Annotated in this window: 17 protein-coding genes and 1 pseudogene; 9 read left to right on the plus strand and 9 right to left on the minus strand. The window is 71.7% G+C overall.

The window, feature by feature from the left end:
* The first annotated feature begins 38 nt into the window (after positions 1 to 38).
* Positions 39 to 926 carry a 4-hydroxy-tetrahydrodipicolinate synthase gene (dapA, locus tag AYO52_RS14755; RefSeq protein WP_067718938.1) on the plus strand — a complete coding sequence of 296 codons (888 nt, stop codon included), beginning with the start codon at positions 39 to 41 and terminating at the stop codon, positions 924 to 926.
* A 71-nt stretch (positions 927 to 997) separates the two neighbouring features.
* Here dapA and AYO52_RS14760 read toward each other — a convergent pair whose 3' ends face one another.
* Positions 998 to 1,912: an SDR family NAD(P)-dependent oxidoreductase gene (locus tag AYO52_RS14760; RefSeq protein WP_067718941.1), complete on the minus strand. Its 915-nt coding sequence runs from the start codon at positions 1,910 to 1,912 to the stop codon at positions 998 to 1,000.
* A gap of 162 nt (positions 1,913 to 2,074) precedes the next feature.
* Between AYO52_RS14760 and AYO52_RS14765 the strand changes: the two genes are divergently transcribed.
* Positions 2,075 to 2,893, plus strand: a complete 819-nt coding sequence (locus tag AYO52_RS14765; RefSeq protein WP_067718943.1) for a DUF1906 domain-containing protein — start codon at positions 2,075 to 2,077, stop codon at positions 2,891 to 2,893.
* 24 nt (positions 2,894 to 2,917) lie between these two features.
* Here AYO52_RS14765 and AYO52_RS14770 read toward each other — a convergent pair whose 3' ends face one another.
* Complete coding sequence (locus AYO52_RS14770) at positions 2,918 to 3,241, minus strand: putative quinol monooxygenase (protein WP_067718946.1); 324 nt, start codon at positions 3,239 to 3,241, stop codon at positions 2,918 to 2,920.
* Positions 3,242 to 3,325: 84 nt separating this feature from the next.
* On the opposite strand from AYO52_RS14770, the gene AYO52_RS14775 reads away from it, so the two are divergent.
* Together AYO52_RS14775 and AYO52_RS14780 are read left to right on the plus strand one after the other, a co-directional pair.
* Positions 3,326 to 4,165: a serine O-acetyltransferase gene (locus AYO52_RS14775; RefSeq protein ID WP_082924056.1), complete on the plus strand. Its 840-nt coding sequence runs from the start codon at positions 3,326 to 3,328 to the stop codon at positions 4,163 to 4,165.
* A 12-nt stretch (positions 4,166 to 4,177) separates the two neighbouring features.
* Positions 4,178 to 4,864: a response regulator transcription factor gene (locus AYO52_RS14780; protein ID WP_067718948.1), complete on the plus strand. Its 687-nt coding sequence runs from the start codon at positions 4,178 to 4,180 to the stop codon at positions 4,862 to 4,864.
* A 104-nt stretch (positions 4,865 to 4,968) separates the two neighbouring features.
* Here the strand turns inward: AYO52_RS14780 and AYO52_RS14785 are convergent, their stop codons facing one another.
* Positions 4,969 to 6,435 carry a cell wall metabolism sensor histidine kinase WalK gene (locus AYO52_RS14785; protein WP_067718951.1) on the minus strand — a complete coding sequence of 489 codons (1,467 nt, stop codon included), beginning with the start codon at positions 6,433 to 6,435 and terminating at the stop codon, positions 4,969 to 4,971.
* A 74-nt stretch (positions 6,436 to 6,509) separates the two neighbouring features.
* Between AYO52_RS14785 and AYO52_RS14790 the strand changes: the two genes are divergently transcribed.
* Together AYO52_RS14790 and AYO52_RS14795 are read left to right on the plus strand one after the other, a co-directional pair.
* A complete protein-coding gene (locus tag AYO52_RS14790) occupies positions 6,510 to 7,322 on the plus strand; it encodes a PaaI family thioesterase (protein WP_067718954.1) in 813 nt (270 codons plus the stop codon).
* Between the two features lie 66 nt (positions 7,323 to 7,388).
* Entirely contained in the window at positions 7,389 to 7,952 is a 564-nt protein-coding gene (locus tag AYO52_RS14795) for an NADPH-dependent FMN reductase (protein WP_067718956.1), read from the plus strand.
* Between the two features lie 103 nt (positions 7,953 to 8,055).
* Here AYO52_RS14795 and tpx read toward each other — a convergent pair whose 3' ends face one another.
* The 3 genes from tpx to AYO52_RS14810 all read right to left on the minus strand — a co-directional run bounded on the left by tpx (position 8,056) and on the right by AYO52_RS14810 (position 10,137).
* Positions 8,056 to 8,553: a thiol peroxidase gene (gene tpx, locus AYO52_RS14800; protein WP_067718959.1), complete on the minus strand. Its 498-nt coding sequence runs from the start codon at positions 8,551 to 8,553 to the stop codon at positions 8,056 to 8,058.
* A 100-nt stretch (positions 8,554 to 8,653) separates the two neighbouring features.
* Complete coding sequence (locus AYO52_RS14805) at positions 8,654 to 9,457, minus strand: adenylate/guanylate cyclase domain-containing protein (RefSeq protein WP_067718962.1); 804 nt, start codon at positions 9,455 to 9,457, stop codon at positions 8,654 to 8,656.
* Positions 9,458 to 9,468: 11 nt separating this feature from the next.
* A complete protein-coding gene (locus tag AYO52_RS14810; RefSeq protein ID WP_067718966.1) occupies positions 9,469 to 10,137 on the minus strand; it encodes a DNA-3-methyladenine glycosylase in 669 nt (222 codons plus the stop codon).
* A gap of 112 nt (positions 10,138 to 10,249) precedes the next feature.
* Here AYO52_RS14810 and AYO52_RS14815 point away from each other — a divergent pair, with 112 nt between their 5' ends.
* The 3 genes from AYO52_RS14815 (at position 10,250) to AYO52_RS14825 (ending at position 12,640) form a co-directional block, all read left to right on the plus strand.
* Positions 10,250 to 10,882: a YdcF family protein gene (locus AYO52_RS14815; RefSeq protein ID WP_067718968.1), complete on the plus strand. Its 633-nt coding sequence runs from the start codon at positions 10,250 to 10,252 to the stop codon at positions 10,880 to 10,882.
* 74 nt (positions 10,883 to 10,956) lie between these two features.
* A complete protein-coding gene (locus AYO52_RS14820; RefSeq protein WP_067719157.1) occupies positions 10,957 to 11,559 on the plus strand; it encodes a DedA family protein in 603 nt (200 codons plus the stop codon).
* 73 nt (positions 11,560 to 11,632) lie between these two features.
* Positions 11,633 to 12,640: a pirin family protein gene (locus AYO52_RS14825; protein WP_067718971.1), complete on the plus strand. Its 1,008-nt coding sequence runs from the start codon at positions 11,633 to 11,635 to the stop codon at positions 12,638 to 12,640.
* 34 nt (positions 12,641 to 12,674) lie between these two features.
* On the opposite strand, the gene AYO52_RS19300 is transcribed toward AYO52_RS14825, so the two are convergent.
* From AYO52_RS19300 to AYO52_RS14835, 3 genes and pseudogenes are all read right to left on the minus strand, one after another.
* Entirely contained in the window at positions 12,675 to 13,235 is a 561-nt protein-coding gene (locus AYO52_RS19300; RefSeq protein WP_256388226.1) for an isochorismatase family cysteine hydrolase, read from the minus strand.
* Between the two features lie 21 nt (positions 13,236 to 13,256).
* Positions 13,257 to 14,075 (minus strand): annotated as a pseudogene (nadE, locus tag AYO52_RS19305) (ammonia-dependent NAD(+) synthetase); the annotation flags it as partial.
* A 72-nt stretch (positions 14,076 to 14,147) separates the two neighbouring features.
* On the minus strand, positions 14,148 to 14,951 hold the full coding sequence (locus AYO52_RS14835; RefSeq protein ID WP_067718976.1) for an alpha/beta fold hydrolase: 804 nt from the start codon (positions 14,949 to 14,951) through the stop codon (positions 14,148 to 14,150).
* Positions 14,952 to 14,974: the final 23 nt, after the last annotated feature.

Genomic DNA, 14,974 nt, shown 5'->3' on the forward strand with positions numbered 1-14,974 from the left:
ATCTCCCGACCGCGTCACCGTGGCTTAGTCTGGTGCGCATGTCGGACAATCCCTTCGGTCGGGTCATCACCGCGATGGTGACCCCCATGCATGACGACGGCTCGATCGATTTCGACGGCCTGCAGCGGCTCGCGGTGCACCTCGCCGATCACGGCCACGACGGTCTGCTGGTCAACGGCACGACCGGCGAGTCCGCGACGACCACCGACGACGAGGACTACGACAGCGTGGCCGCCGTCGTCGAGGCCGTCGGCGACCGGGTGAAGGTCATGGCCGGTTGCGGCACCAACGACACCGAGCACTCGATGCGCGCGGCGCGCGAGATGGTCGCCCGTGGCGCCGACTCCCTGCTCGTGGTGACCCCGTACTACAACAAGCCCACCCAGCACGGGATCGTCGAGCACTTCCGGATGATCGCCGAGGCGGCCGACCGCCCGATCATGGCCTACGACATCCCCGGCCGCACGGGCACCGCCCTGGCCACGGACACCATCCGGCGGATGGCCGAGATCCCCCGGGTGCTGGCGGTCAAGGACGCCAAGGGTGACCTGTTCGAGGCCAGTCGACTCATGGCGGAGACGGACCTGCTCTGGTTCTCCGGCGACGACGTGCTCAACCTGGCCTTCTTGGCCCTCGGTGCCACCGGCATCGTCTCGGTCGTCGGCCACGTCGCCGGCGACGACTACCGGGCGATGATCGAGGCCGTCGACGCCGGCGACCTGCCGCGGGCCCGCGAGATCCACACCCGCCTCATCCCGGCCGTGGACGCGATCATGCACACCTCGCAGGGCGCCATCCAGGTCAAGGCGGCGCTGAAGGAGGCCGGCCTCATCGGCTCGGACCGCCTGCGCATGCCCCTCCTCCAGGGGCCGCCCGAGCACCGGGCCAAGTTGCGCGACGGGCTGGCCGCGGCCGGGCTCGGCTGACCCATCCCGGCCACCGGCCGACCACGGTCACCACTCTGCGGGGGATGACCTCGTCGTCGTCGTGACCCTCGTCATGACCGCTGGAACGCGGCCATCTCCGTGCACCGCCGCCACAGTGCGGCGGCCGTGGTCCGGTCGTGCGAACGGCGACCCGACCGGGCGGGCTGCGGATGCCCGCGTAGGCCCCCGAGGCGATCGGGGCCGACGAACTCGCCACCGGTGAGGCCGGGCACCGTCGCCGCGTACAGCACGGACAGTGCGCCCATCTCCGGTGTCAGGCCCGCCCACGTGATGGAGTTGCCCAACTCGAAGAAGCGGTCCGCCAGTGGGTTGCCGCTCTGGCGGGTGAGGTCGGTCGCCGTGTAACCGGGATGGGCGGCGACCGACCGCAGCCCGCTGCCGGACCGCTCGAAGTGGCGCTGCCATTCGTAGCCCAGCATGATGCACGCCAATTTGGAGTTCGCGTACGCCGCCATGGGGCGGTAGCCGCGCACGTCCATGTCGAGATCGTCGGTGTCGAGTCGTCCGCGCAGGTGGGCGAGCGAGCCCAGCCACACGACCCGGTCCGTCAGCATCTGCTCCAGCCCCAGGGTGAGCGCGTGATGTGCCAGCACGTTGACCCCGAACTGCATCTCGTGTCCCTGCGCGGTGCGGGCGTGGGGGATGTTCATCACGCCGGCGTTGTTGATCAGCACGTCGACCGGCGCACCCTCCGCCGCCGTGGCCGCCACGAACGCGTCGACGGAGTCCAGGTCCGCCATGTCGAGCAGGCGAACCTGCGCGCGCTCCCGGTCACCGGCGGGGAGCGTCGCGCGCGCCTCCTGCGCCTTCTCCTCGTTCCTGCAGGCCATGACGACCCGGGCGCCCCGGGCCGTGAGTGCGGCGGTGGTCGCCAGCCCGATCCCGCCGTTGGCGCCCGTGACCACGAAGGTCCGGCCCGTCTGGTCGGGGATGTCGGTGGCGGACCATCTGTGCGCGCGAGTCATGAACGTCAGTCAACCAGCCGTGCCTGCCCTGTGGTGGTCCGTCCGTGTGGTAACGCCGGGATATCCTTCGCGATCTCCTTGTGACACACTCGTCGGGTGTGCGGGTCCCACGTGTCACAGGTGCCCCCTCGTGCCCCTTCCTCGAGATCCCGGAGTAGCCCCATGACGTTCGACCGCCGAACCTTCCTGCGCCGCGCCGGCATCGGCGCCGCCGGGGCGGGCGCCCTCGCCGCGGGCATCACACCCGCGGTGGGTGCCCAGTCCTCGATCCCCGCCGGGCTCGGTGCGCTGCCGGGGGCGGGTGTCGGCGTCCCGATCGGCACCCTGCTCGACTACGCCTCCGGCCCGCCGTCGGCGGCGTCGATCCGCGCGGCCGGCCACATGGGCGCCGTGCGGTACTGCTCCAACCGTCGCCCCGGCGCCGAGTGGATGACGGGCAAGCCGCTGCTGCGCCGCGAGGTCGACGACTTCCGCCGCAGTGGCCTCAACATGGTCTCCTGCTACCAGTACGGGCGTGCCGAGACCGCCGACTGGAGGGAAGGCGCCGCGGGCGGCGACCGCCACGCCCCGATCGGGATCCGGATCCACCGCGAGGCCGGCGGGCCGTCCGGCGTGCCGATGTACGTCGCGATCGACGACAACCCCACCCGGTGGCAGTTCGACAACCAGATCCGCCCGTACCTCGAGCGCTGGCGCGCCCAGCTCCACGGCGCGGGGATGGAGCTCGGCGTGTACGCCAACGCCCCCACCATCGACTGGTGCCGTCAGACCGGCCTCGGGCGGTACTTCTGGCAGCACGACTGGGGCTCCGGTGGGCGCCTCAACCCGAGCGCGACGATCCACCAGCTGCCGGTCCGCCAGCAGGTCACCGTCGGCGGGGTCGTGTCCGACCTCAACCGTGTCTACGCGCTCGACTACGGCCAGTGGTGGCCGGTCGACCCGATCGCTCTCGCGCAGTCGGCGCTCGGCAGCTCGATCTGACGCGACGTCCGGCGGGGTCGTCGCCTACTCGACGGTGATCTCGCCCATCGTCCCCCACTCCTCGCCCTCGGCGGTGGTGTTGATGATCCGCGGGGTCCGCTCGAGGTGCGGGGCGGCCGAGCCGGTGAACTCGGCGAAGTGGTCGGAGTTCACGTGCTGGGCGGGGGCGTCGCCCTCCCGGAAGGCCTCGCACAGCAGGAAGGTGTTCGGGGACTCCGGCGACCGGTACCAGTCGAAGAAGAGATTGCCCGGCTCGGCGCGGGTGGCCTCGGTGAACTCGCGGGTGAACTCGAGCCAGGACTCGGCGAACTCGGGCTTGACGTCGAAACGCACGTTGATGAGGATCATGGCCCCATCCTGCCGCGCGGGGAGCGGGCCGTCGAGGGAGGTGTGACTCGCCCCGACCGCCGGGGCAGGCATACGCTGTATCAGGTGACCATCGAGATGAGCACCGAGAACCCGTGCGTCCCGCGGGCAGAGGCCGACTCCTCCGTCCGCGCCGTCTGGAACCGCCTGTCGCTGGACGCGACCTCGAGCAGGAACGAACCGCTGATCGCGGGACTGGTCCTGGACCTCATCGACGGCTGTGATGACCTCGGCGAATCCCTCGCGCGCCTCGCCGCCTCCCGGGTCGCGACCCCCGAGATCGGTCGGCACGTGCTGGAGAAGGAGATCCGGGCGGTGCTGGTGGAGCATCCCCACGTTCTGGAGGCCGTCGCGGCCGACCTCGTGGTGAGCTTCGAGCGCAACCCCGCGTACCCCAACTACCTGGTGCCCTACCTCTTCGCCAAGGGCTTCCTCGGCCTGCAGGTGCACCGCGTGGCCCACGAGATGTGGAACTCCGGGCGCGTCATGGCGGCGTCGTTCCTGCAGAGCCGGATCTCCGAGGTGTTCGCGATGGACATCCATCCCGCGGCCCGTGTCGGCTCGGGCATCCTCGTCGACCACGCCACCGGGATCGTCGTGGGCGAGACCTGCGTGATCGGCGACGGCGTGTCCATCCTGCAGGGCGTCACCCTCGGCGGCACCGGCAACGAGGACGGCGACCGTCATCCCAAGATCGGCTCCGGCGTGCTGCTGTCCGCCGGATCGATCGTGTTGGGCAACGTCCGGGTGGGCGCCTGCTCCAGGGTGGCCGCGGGATCGGTGGTCCTGCACGAGGTCCCGCCCCACACCACCGTGGCCGGGGTCCCCGCGAAGGTGGTCCGGCGGCACGCGGATTCGCTGGTCCCCGCAGAGCGGATGGACCAGGAGATCGACCCCGAGGGGTAGGGAAACACGCCGATGCGGGTCCTGGTGGTCGACGACGAGCCGGCGCTGCGCGAGAGCGTGCGCCGGGGACTCGTCACGGGCGGCTGGGCCGTGGAGACCGCCGCCGACGGTGACGCGGGCCTCGAGATGGCCTGCGCCGACGACTTCGACGTGGTCGTGCTGGACATCATGATGCCGCGGCGCAGCGGGTACGAGGTCGTCCGCGAGATGAGACGCCGCGAGGTCTGGACCCCGGTGCTCATGCTCACCGCCAAGGACGGCGAATACGACGAGGCCGACGCCTTCGACCTGGGCGCCGACGACTACCTGGTCAAGCCATTCTCGTTCGTCGTCCTCGAGGCCCGACTCCGGGCTCTGGTGAGGCGGGGGGCGCCGGAGCGCCCGGCGACGTTCGAGGCCGGCGACCTCGTGGTGGACCCGGCCGCGCGGGAGGTCCGCCGCGGAGATACGCGGATCACCGTGACCGCGCGTGAATACGCGGTGCTCGAGTACCTCATCCGCCATCGCAACCAGGTGGTGTCCAAGGTCCAGATCATGCGGGCCGTGTGGGACGCCGCCTACGACGGTGACGACAACATCGTCGAGGTGTACGTCGGCTACCTGCGACGCAAGATCGACGCCCCGTTCGGGGCCCGCGCCATCGAAACCGTCCGCGGGCAGGGCTACCGACTCGTCGACAGCGTCGCGGCGCGCCCCTGAGCCGGGCCACTTCGCCCACTCCTCGCCGGCGTCTGCGCGTGGCCATCCGTCCTGCCACAGCCGCCCGCCGGCGCAGGAGGCGGGACCCTGTGCGGGATGACCGCTCAGGCGGGCCGGGCCGGGCCGGTGGGGATGTCGTCGACGTCGTCGTCCAGTGACTCGACCGGCAGCTCGACCACGAACCTCGCGCCACCGCCGGGGGCGTCCTCCGCCCGGACCGAGCCGCCGTGGGAGCGGGTGATCTCGGCGACGATCGCCAGGCCCAGGCCCGATCCGCCCTTGCCCCGCGCGCGGTCCGCGTCCAGGCGGGCGAAGCGATCGAACACCGAATCCCGCTGATCAGGCGGAACGCCCTCGCCGTCGTCGTCGACACACACCACCGCGCGCGGCGACCCGGGGGTCGTGCGGTCGACGGTGAGCCGCAGCGCGATCCGGTCGCGCGCGTGGCGGCGGGCGTTGTCGACGAGATTGCGCACCACGCGCTGCAGGGCATCGGCGTCGCCCACGAGGCGCGCGGGCTCCACCGAGGCCGCCACCTCGAGCCCGCCGCCGCCTCCGTCGCCGCCGCCGACGAGCCCGCGGAGCCGGGCGGCCTCGGAGAGCACGATGTCGTCGAGGTCCACGTCGTCGCGGCGCAGCGGCCGGCCGCGCTCGTCGTTCTTGGCCAGCAGGAGCAGGTCCTCGACCATCGTGCGCATCCGCTGCACCTCCGGCAGGAGCAGTTCGTCGACGGTCTCCACGTCCACCGGGGTGCCGGAGGTGGAGGACAGTTCGAGCATCGTCGACAGCGTGGACAGCGGGCTGCGCAGCTCGTGAGAGGCGTCACCGACGAACGCGACCTGTGCGGTGCGGGCGGCGTCGAGGCGCGCGAGCATGGCGTTCATCGTCCGGGCCAGGCGTGAGATCTCGTCCTCGGCCTCCGGCACGGGGACCCGCTCGCCACGGCCGGAGGCGGAGATCTCGGCGACGCGGGAGCGGATCGACTCGACCGGCCGCAGCACCCGTCCCATCGCGTAGTGGACGAACACCGCGGTGGCCAGGCCGGCGACGGGGACGAACGCCAGGAACAGCACCGCGCCGGTGGCCAGGAGGGAGTCGTAGCGGTCGGTGTCGGTGGCCACGTCCACGGCGAACGTTCCCCCGCGGACCTCCACGCCGACGGAGGTGAGGCGGAGGTCGGCGCCGTTCGGGGCGTCGAGGTCGCGCTGGATGACCTGACCAGGGGCGGGAGAGGGGAGCGCGGGGACGTTCTCGAGGCCGCGGGTGACCTGACCGGCCAGGACGCGGCCGTCGGGCGCCACGACCCGCACCAGGTCCACCCCGGACAGCGGCTCGGAGACCAGCTCGAGGGACGCCTGCGGACCCCGGGCCGCCAGCCCACCCGCCACTTCGACCGCCCGGGCGCGGTCGGCGGAGTCGATCGCGCCGTGCACGGCCGACCGCAGGAGCAGCCACGCACCGCCGGCCGCTGCCGCCAGCACGAGGATGACGATGCCGGTGGCGATCACGGTCGTGGCGACGCGGATGGGCCAGCGACGGGGGGTCGTGAGGGCCTCGCGGTTCAGTGGCACGTCTCCATTGTGCGGACGCGATGCGGCGCGCGCGGCCGCGGGGAGTGAACGAGAACACGTGTTAGCGTCGGCGGGTGAGAGAATCGCAGCACGACGGTCCGGAGCCCCGCCTGGGGTTGACGTTCAGCCCGAACCCGGACGGGTCGGTGAGCTGGCACCAGCCGGTCGCCGATCAGTTCGTCGACCCGTCGGGGCGTTTCGCCACCGGCGGTCTGGCGGTCCTGGTGGATTCGGGACTGGGGTCGGAGAACCACCGTCGGCGCCCCGAGGGGATGTGGACGGTCACCACCGAGCTGCGGATGGACCTGCTGGCGCGACCGCGCGCGGGATCGGCGGGACTGGGCATCCGCACGGACCACCTGGGCGACGACGGTCACTGCCTCACGACGCGCGGTGAGGTCGTCGACGACGACGGCGAGGTGATCGCCTCGGGACTGGTCAAATCCATGGAGATCGCGGGAGCCGTGGACCCGGGCGGGTACGACGACGAGCCGCCGTGGCCGTCCAGGCTCGCGCCGGGAACGCTGGCCGAGGTCCTGTGCCTGACGCTGGACGAGCGGGACGACGGCCCGGGCGGAACCCGCGTCGTGGAGGGCGTGATCGCGCCGGAGCCGACGCTGGCCAACCCGCTGGGGAATCTGCACGGCGGCGTGTTCGCGGCGGCCGCGGAGGTCGCCGGGGCGGCGGTGTTCCCGCACGAACGCGAGGTCAGCTCGTCCTCGCTCGACGTGCGGTACGTGCGTCAGATCCCGCTGGTGCAGCCGGTGACGGTCCGGGCCGAGGTCCTGCACGACGGGCGGAGCTGGGGCATCGCCCAGGTGACGACGAGGGACGAGCGGGGGCGTGTCTGTGCCGTGGCGACGGTCACGGTCTACGGCCACCGGTAGTAGGTGTCACGTCAATCAAGTAGTGTTCTCGTCGTCAGTAACCCGCACGACGAGAGGGGACCGTACGTGAAGATCGGCATCATTCTGGGCAGCATCCGAGAGGAGCGTTCCGGGCAGACCGTGGCCGAGTGGGTCGCGCAGGAATCGCAGGCGCGGCAGGACGCCACCTATGAGCTGGTCGACCTCAAGTCGTTCGACGTCCCGCTGCTCACCTCGGCCACGGTGCCGGGCGCGGCGAACAAGCAGTACTCCGACGAGCGGGTGCAGCGCTGGAGTTCGACCATCGACTCCTACGACGCCTTCGTCTTTGTCACCCCCGAGTACAACCACAGTGTCCCGGGCGGCCTGAAGAACGCCTTCGACTCGCTCGGTAGCGAGTGGGCGAACAAGCCCGTCGCCTTTGTCTCCTACGGAGCCGAGGGTGGTGTGCGCGCCGTGGAGCACTGGCGGCAGATAGTGGCCAACTTCCACATGTACGGCGTGCGTCAGCAGATCTCGCTGAGCTTGTTCACCGAGTTCGGCCCCGAGGGCGTGCAGCCCGCGGAGCGCCGCTCCGAGGAGCTGGCGACGCTGTTCGATCAGCTCGAGCAGGCCACCCGCCGCTTCTCCCTGGTGGACGCGAGCGCCTGAGTCGCGGCGCGGTACACAGGCGCAGTAGCCGGACGCAGTAGTTGAGCAAGGAGGCCCGCCCCCGTTTCTTCGGGGGTGGGCCTCGTCGTTCGCTGCGGTGCGCTCAGTTCACGGCGGCGAGCGCGGCGTCGTAGTCCGGCTCAGTGGTGATCTCGTCGACGAGCTGCGTGTAGACGACCTTGCCCTCGGCGTCGACCACGACGACCGAGCGGGCCAGCAGGCCCTCCATGGGGCCGTCGGTCATCTTGACGCCGTAGTCCGCGGCGAAGTCGCTGCGGAAGGTCGAGCCGGCGGTGGCGTTCTCGATGTCCTCGGCGGCGCAGAAGCGCTTGTGGGCGAACGGCAGGTCGGCCGAGATGTTGACGACCTCGGTGTTCTCCAGGCCGGAGGCCTTCTCGTGGAAGGTGCGCACCGACTGGGCGCACACGCCCGTGTCGACGCTGGGGAAGATGTTGAGGATGAGCTTCTTGCCCGCCAGCGACCCGGAGGTCACGGGAGCGAGGTCGGTGCCGACGAGTTCGAAATCCGGGGCCTTGGAGCCGACGGCGGGGAGCTCGCCGGACGTGCTGACGGGGTTGCCCTTGAAATTGGTGGTTGCCATGCGTCCGTTCTACCGGATGGCGGCGGTCGGCGGTGGTCCGGCCGGTTCCGGGGTGGGGCGGCGGATGGCGGGTTCCCCGCTCCCGGTCCCGCCGAACTCCTCAGCGCGGGGTCGCCACGTAGACGGCGATCCCGTCGGGGACGCCCTTGACCCCGCCCCACCGGAAGGTCCGCTTGGGGCGGGTCGCCACGCTGTCGGGGTCCAGCCCGGCGCGGGTGGACTCGCTGATGAGGATCTCGCCCGCGCCGGCCTTCTCCGCGAGCCGCGCGGCGACGTTGACGTCCATACCGAGGTAGTCGTCCCCGATCCGGCGCGGGCGCCCGGTGTGGACACCGACCCGCAACCGCGGACGCCAGCCGGCCACCTCGACGCCGGCGACCCCGTCCAGGCAGGCGGCCACCGCGTCCAGCGCCAGCTGGGGAGACGGGAACGTGGCCATCAGTCCGTCGCCGAGACGTTTGACGACGGCGCCACGGTGGGCGAGCACCTCGGGTTCGGTGGCCGCGGCGACCCGTCGGAGGAGCTGCAGCGACTCCTCGTCGCCGGCGCGCATCGCCCAGTCGGAGAACCCGACGATGTCGGTGAACACGATGGTCACCTCGCTCCCGCCGCCGGCCCGCCCCGTGCGCTCGAGCACGGCGTGCCACACCTGGAGCCCGCCGAGCGTCACCTCCCGGGACGCGGTGGGCTGCTCGTCGAACAGTCGGCCGGCCACCCGGGCGATCGTCCCCGCGCTGTCGCGGCCGGCGGCCGAGAGCGGGTCGCCGAAACCGGCGTCCCCGGGCAGGGCCCGCCGGGCCCGCCGCAGCAGTTCGACCGACGTGGGATGACGGTTGACGTCGCGTGCGCCCGCCGCGGCGCGGGCCGTCGCCGTCCGCACCCGCTCCCAGTAGAGGTTCGCCATGGTCGTGAAGCCTAGGACGAGGAGGTGGGCGCCGGGGCCGCCTCGCCCGTCTGGTCCACCGCCCGCCACAGGTACCAGGACGCCACCGACCGGTACGGTGCCCAGCCGGCCGAGTGGTCCAGCATCATCGCGGGGGAGGCCTTGTCGTCCAGACCCAGCACCCGTTCGAATCCCCGCCGCACCCCGACATCGGCCACGGGGAACACGTCGGGTCTGTCCAACAGGAAGATCAGCAGCATCTCCACGGTCCATCGGCCGATCCCGCGGACCGTCGTCAGGGAGCTGATGACCTCGTCGTCGTCGTAGTCCCTCAGTTCCCCCAGGGTCGGGATCCGGCCCCCACGCACCGCGTCGGCGAGGTCCCGCAGGGCGGCCACCTTCGGCCGCGAGATCCCGCACGCCCGCAGTTCCTCGTCGGACAGTGCGGCCACGAGCGCGGGGTCGAGCTGGGCGTCGCTCGTCGCCCGCCCGCGCAGCCGGCCCGCGATCGTCGCGGCGGCCCTCACCGAGAGCTGCTGGGACAGGATCGACGAGGCCAACCGGTCGAAGAGGGTGTGCGGCCCCGTGTCCGGCGTCGGGGTGAGGGTGCACGGACCGACGGCGTCGATGTGCGCGCGCAGGTGTGGGTCGGCATCGTGGAGGTACCGCACGGCCGTGACCCTGTCGTATCCTTCCGGCATGCCGTGAAGGGTACGCGGGTCGCGCGTGACCTCCCCGTGTCACAGGTAACGACCTTCACGCACAATGCGATAACCAACGGGTCACGACACTGCTCGGGAGAGGACCGTTATCGTGCGTAGAACTCAGAGGCGCTTCGCCGCCGTCGCGGCCGCCACGGCTCTCGCGCTGGGCGCCGGAGCGGGCACCGCCTCCGCCGGGTCGGCCGAGGTGCCGTCGGGCGTCGCGCTGTACAGCGGCCTGACGATGCTCGGCTGCCAGAACGTCGGCCAGAAGCTCCTGGCGGTGTGTGGGGACTTCGAGGTCCCCACCGTGGACGATCCCGCGGTGCTCACCGTCAACCCGTTCACCACCGACATCGTCATCCTGGGTGCCGGACTGCTCCCCGACGGCGGCATCCGCCCCGTGCTCGAGGAGCGACTGCGGACCGGCTACCGGTTGGCGCAGGCGTACCCGACCTCCCGCATCATCGTCACCGGCGGCCTGCCGCAGAACGGGCGCACCGAGGCGCGCGCGATGGGTGACTGGCTGCGTGGCGCCGGGATCGCGCCGTTCCGGATCACCGAGGAGGGGAACTCCGCCTCCACGGTGCAGAATGCGCAGTTCACCGACCGGATCTTCCGTGAGCGCGGCACCACCGGCGCCGTCGTCGTGACCACCGGTGACCACGTGAAGCGCGCGGTGCTGAACTTCCGACAGGCCGTGGACGGCCGGATCCCGGTCACCGGCGTGGTCGCGCGGGGCTGATCGAGGTCGCTGCTCCCGTGGTCCTGGCGGCCGAGGGTGATCTCGGCGGGGTCGCCGGCTGGGCCGTGGGCGTCATGGAGGCGCTCGGCGGGCCCGGCGCGGCCCTCGTGGTGGGTCTGGAGAACGTCTTCCCGCCCATCCCCAGTGAGGTCATCCTGCCGCTGGCGGGGTTCAGCGCGGCTCAGGGCACGTTCACCCTCGCCGGTGCGATCTTCTGGACCACCCTCGGGTCCGTGCTGGGGGCGGTCCTGGCCTACGGTCTGGGTTTCTGGCTCGGTGCCGAGCGGGTCCGCGCGCTGTTCGACCGGGTCCCCCTGATCCAGGTCGCGGACTTCGACAAGGCCGAGGGTTGGTTCACCCGCCACGGCCGGGGCGCGGTCTTCTTCGGTCGCATGGTGCCCGTCGTGCGCAGCCTCATCTCGATCCCGGCGGGTGTGGAGCGGATGAACCTCTTGCTGTTCGTGCTGCTCACCACGGCTGGCAGCCTGATCTGGAACTCGCTGTTCGTCGTGGCCGGGTACCTTCTGGGTGAGCAGTGGCACCGGATCGAGTCGGTGGCGGGATGGGCCTCCAATGCCGTCGTCGCGGCGATCGTGGTGCTGCTGGTGGTGTTCCTGGGGCGGCGTGCCTACCTGGAGTTCAGGGAGCGGGAACACGGCGACGCCCCACGCGGTTAACTGATGCGACAGCAAAAGCAATCGCGTCAGCTCACCCGTGCACCCCAGTACCCGTGCACCCCAGGAGGAAACCATGTCCGCCATCCGCCAGGTCGTCCCGCTCGGAGGCCAGTGGCCGGGCCTCGACCCGTTCCTGTTCGCCGTCCATCACCGTGACGAGTTCCCTCCGGCCGAGGGCGAGACCATGCGTCCCGCCGCCTCTCTCGCAGGCCGGTCCCTGGGGCAGGACTTCTCGGGCAAGGACGGGTGGTCGATGTACCACGGTGAGACCGTCCCCGGCTTCCCCCAGCACCCGCACCGCGGGTTCGAGACCGTGACCGTGGTGCTCGACGGCGTGGTCGACCACGCCGACTCCCTCGGCGCGGCGGCCCGTTTCGGCCACGGCGACACCCAGTGGCTCACCGCCGGTTCCGGGATCTCGCACTCGGAGATGTTCCCGCTTCTGGACACCGAGCGTCCCAACACCATGGAGCTGTTCCAGATCTGGCTCAACCTCGCACCCGAGGACAAGTCCGCCGAGCCGCACTTCGACATGTTCTGGTCCGAGAAGACCCCGGTCGTCGTCCGCGGAGCCGATGGCGCAGCCGCGCGGTTCCGCCTGATCGCGGGGGAGATCGACGGCGTGCGCGCGCTCGACCCGCCGCCACACTCCTGGGCGGCGCGACCCGAGAACCACCTGGCCATCTGGATCGTCACGCTCGACCCCGGCGTGAGCACGGAGCTACCCGGTGCCGACCCCTCCGCGAACCGGGTGCTCTACAACTACGGCGGGCCGCTGACGGTCGACCACCAGCAGTTGGGGTACGACGCCGCCGTCCTCGCCCCGGAGACGGTCACCGTGACCGCCGGTGACGAGGGCGCGTCGTTCCTCGTCCTGCAGGCCCGGCCGATCGGCGCCCCGGTCGTCCAGCAGGGTCCGTTCGTCGGCAACACCCGCGAGGACATCGTCACCGCCATGCAGGAGTACCGCGCCGGCGTGTTCGGCACCTGGGACCTGCCGCAGAACGACCCCGTCCACCCGCGCGGCGAGACCCGTTTCGCCCGCTACCCGGACGGCCGCGTCACGCGGCCGGTGGGTTAGACCGCGGCCGTCGGGCCAGGCCGCGGCCGTCGGGTCAGTCCCCGTCGGGCCAGGCGCCGGTCCGCAGCAGCTCGAGGCTGGCCTCCTGGTCGATGATCGGCTGGCGCATCTGGTCGGCGCAGAAGTCCAGCAGCGCCTCCGAGAGGGCGGAGTTATCCGACGAGATGGCACCGCGGGCGACCGCGACGTGGAGGTTCTCGGCGAACCCGTCGATCGCCGTCTGCGACACGCAGCTGTGCGTCGACACCCCGCACAGCAGCAGGTGGTCCACGCCGAGTTGCTCGAGCCGGGCCTTGAGCTCGGTGTCGAAGAAGGCGCTGTCGCGGGTCTTGACCACCTCCACGTGGTCGCCCGTGGCCAACTCGTCGAGGAACTGCGCCTGCTCGGTGCCGGGGAACGCGAAGCCCTGGCCGTCCTCGCACATGTTGAGCGTCCACGTGGACTTGTCGCGGGAGTGCTCGGTGCGCACCAGCACGACGGGTCGTCCGGCGTCGTGGGCGGTGCGGATGAGCTCGTTGACCCGCGGCACCAGCTCGTCGCGCACCTTCGCCAGTTCGGGGAACTCGAAGTACGAGTTCTGCATGTCGATCACCACGAGGGCGGTCTGCTCGCCCGGACGCCACCACGTGTCCGAGACCTCGACCGGCGTGGTGCGCTTGTGCCGGTTGCGGTGCCACACCGTCTCGATCGTCCGCGCCACGTGCTCGGGGACGTCGCGGCCCTCGAGGTAGTCATCGATGTCGTCGTAGCGCAGGCCGAGTTCGTCCTCGTCGGTCTGGCCCTCGTTCTCGTCCAGCAGGTCGGCGGTGGGCACCTTGTCCCACAGTCGCTTCGGGGCGCCCAGTTGGCGGAGCAGGGCGCGACCCTGCCGCTTGTTCAGCCCCGACAGCGGCAACACGTCCGCGGCGCCGTCGCCGAACTTCGTGAAGAACCCGGTGACGTTCTCGGCGGCGTGGTCGGCGCCGATCACCAGTAGTCCGCGGTCCCCGGCAAGCGCGTACTGGGCGACCATGCGGTGACGCGCCTTGGCGTTGCCCTTCGTGAAGTCGGTGAGCTCGGCCCCCGTGCCCTCCCGGATCGCCCCGTTGAGGGCGTCGACCCCCGGTGCGACGTTCACGGTCACGGTCTCGTCGGCGTCGACGAACTCCACCGCGGCGACGGCATCGGCCTCGTCGTGCTGCACCCGGTAGGGCAGGCGCATCCCCACGAACACCGCGTCGCCGCCGTCCGCGCGCACCCGCTCCACCGCGATCTGGGCCAGGCGCCCGGCCAGGGTGGAGTCGACCCCGCCGGAGATGCCCAGCACGAAGCCCTTGGCGCCGCTGGTGGTGAGATAGTCCACGAGGAACCGCACCCGTCGCTCCACCTCGGTGGCGGGGTCGATGTCGGGCCGGACCCCGAGGCTGTCGATGATCGTTCGCTGTAGTTCGCGCATGGGCCCATTGTGCGAGGCCGGCGCCGCGGTGCCACCGCTCGGGCGCCGTCGGGTCGCCGGGCGCTGCCCCGCTCAGCCGCCGCCAGCACGCATGAAGTCACCCACCACCCGCGGCCACGAGGCCACCTCGGCCGGGGTGCGAGCCACCTCCAGCCGGGCGTCGGGCAGCAACTCCACAAGCTCCTCGGCCACCTCCAGCGGATGCGAGGCATCCAGGGGCCACGCGAGCAGCAGCACCGGAATCCCGAGCCGGGCCACCTCCTCCCTGGGCGGCAGGTCGGTCGCGGCCGCGCCCCGGAACGCCGCGGGCAGCCACTCGTCCGCCACATCGGGCGCGGTGACCGGACGGGCCGGGTCGATGGCCGGCGAGGTGGGCGGCTGCCGGGTCACCTCGGACCACCGGGCCCCGCCCCAGCGTTCCACCTGCCGCGCGGCCAACTCGTACAGCCGCGACTGTTCCCGCCGCCATTGCCACACCGTCGGCGGGATGCCCAGGGTGAGCGACGCGAACCGCTCCGGCTCGGCCACCGCCGCGGTCAGCAGCGTCGCCGACCCCATCGACTGACCCACGCCGTGGACTTGCTGGCCTCCGAACTCCTCGTCGAGCAGGGCGAGCAGATCGCGGGCCAGCGCCGGCCACGTGTAGTCGTCCGGGTCCGCGGTGCCCGGGGACTCACCGTGACCGCGGGCGTCGTAGCGCACGACCCGCAGGCCGTCGCGGCCCGCCGTGAGGTCGAGCCCGAACACCTCGTCGCGGCGCCGGCTCGAGCTGAGCCCGTGCAACTGCACCACCGGCAGCCCGTCCCCGCGCACGTCGCGGGCGAGCGCGGGCCCGTCCCCGCCGGGCCGGGCGTCGAGCCGTCTCGTCGTCGTCACACTTCGCGCCTTTCCCCGTAACA

This window comes from Dietzia sp. 111N12-1 (genome assembly GCF_001658045.1).
Classification (GTDB): domain Bacteria; phylum Actinomycetota; class Actinomycetes; order Mycobacteriales; family Mycobacteriaceae; genus Dietzia; species Dietzia kunjamensis.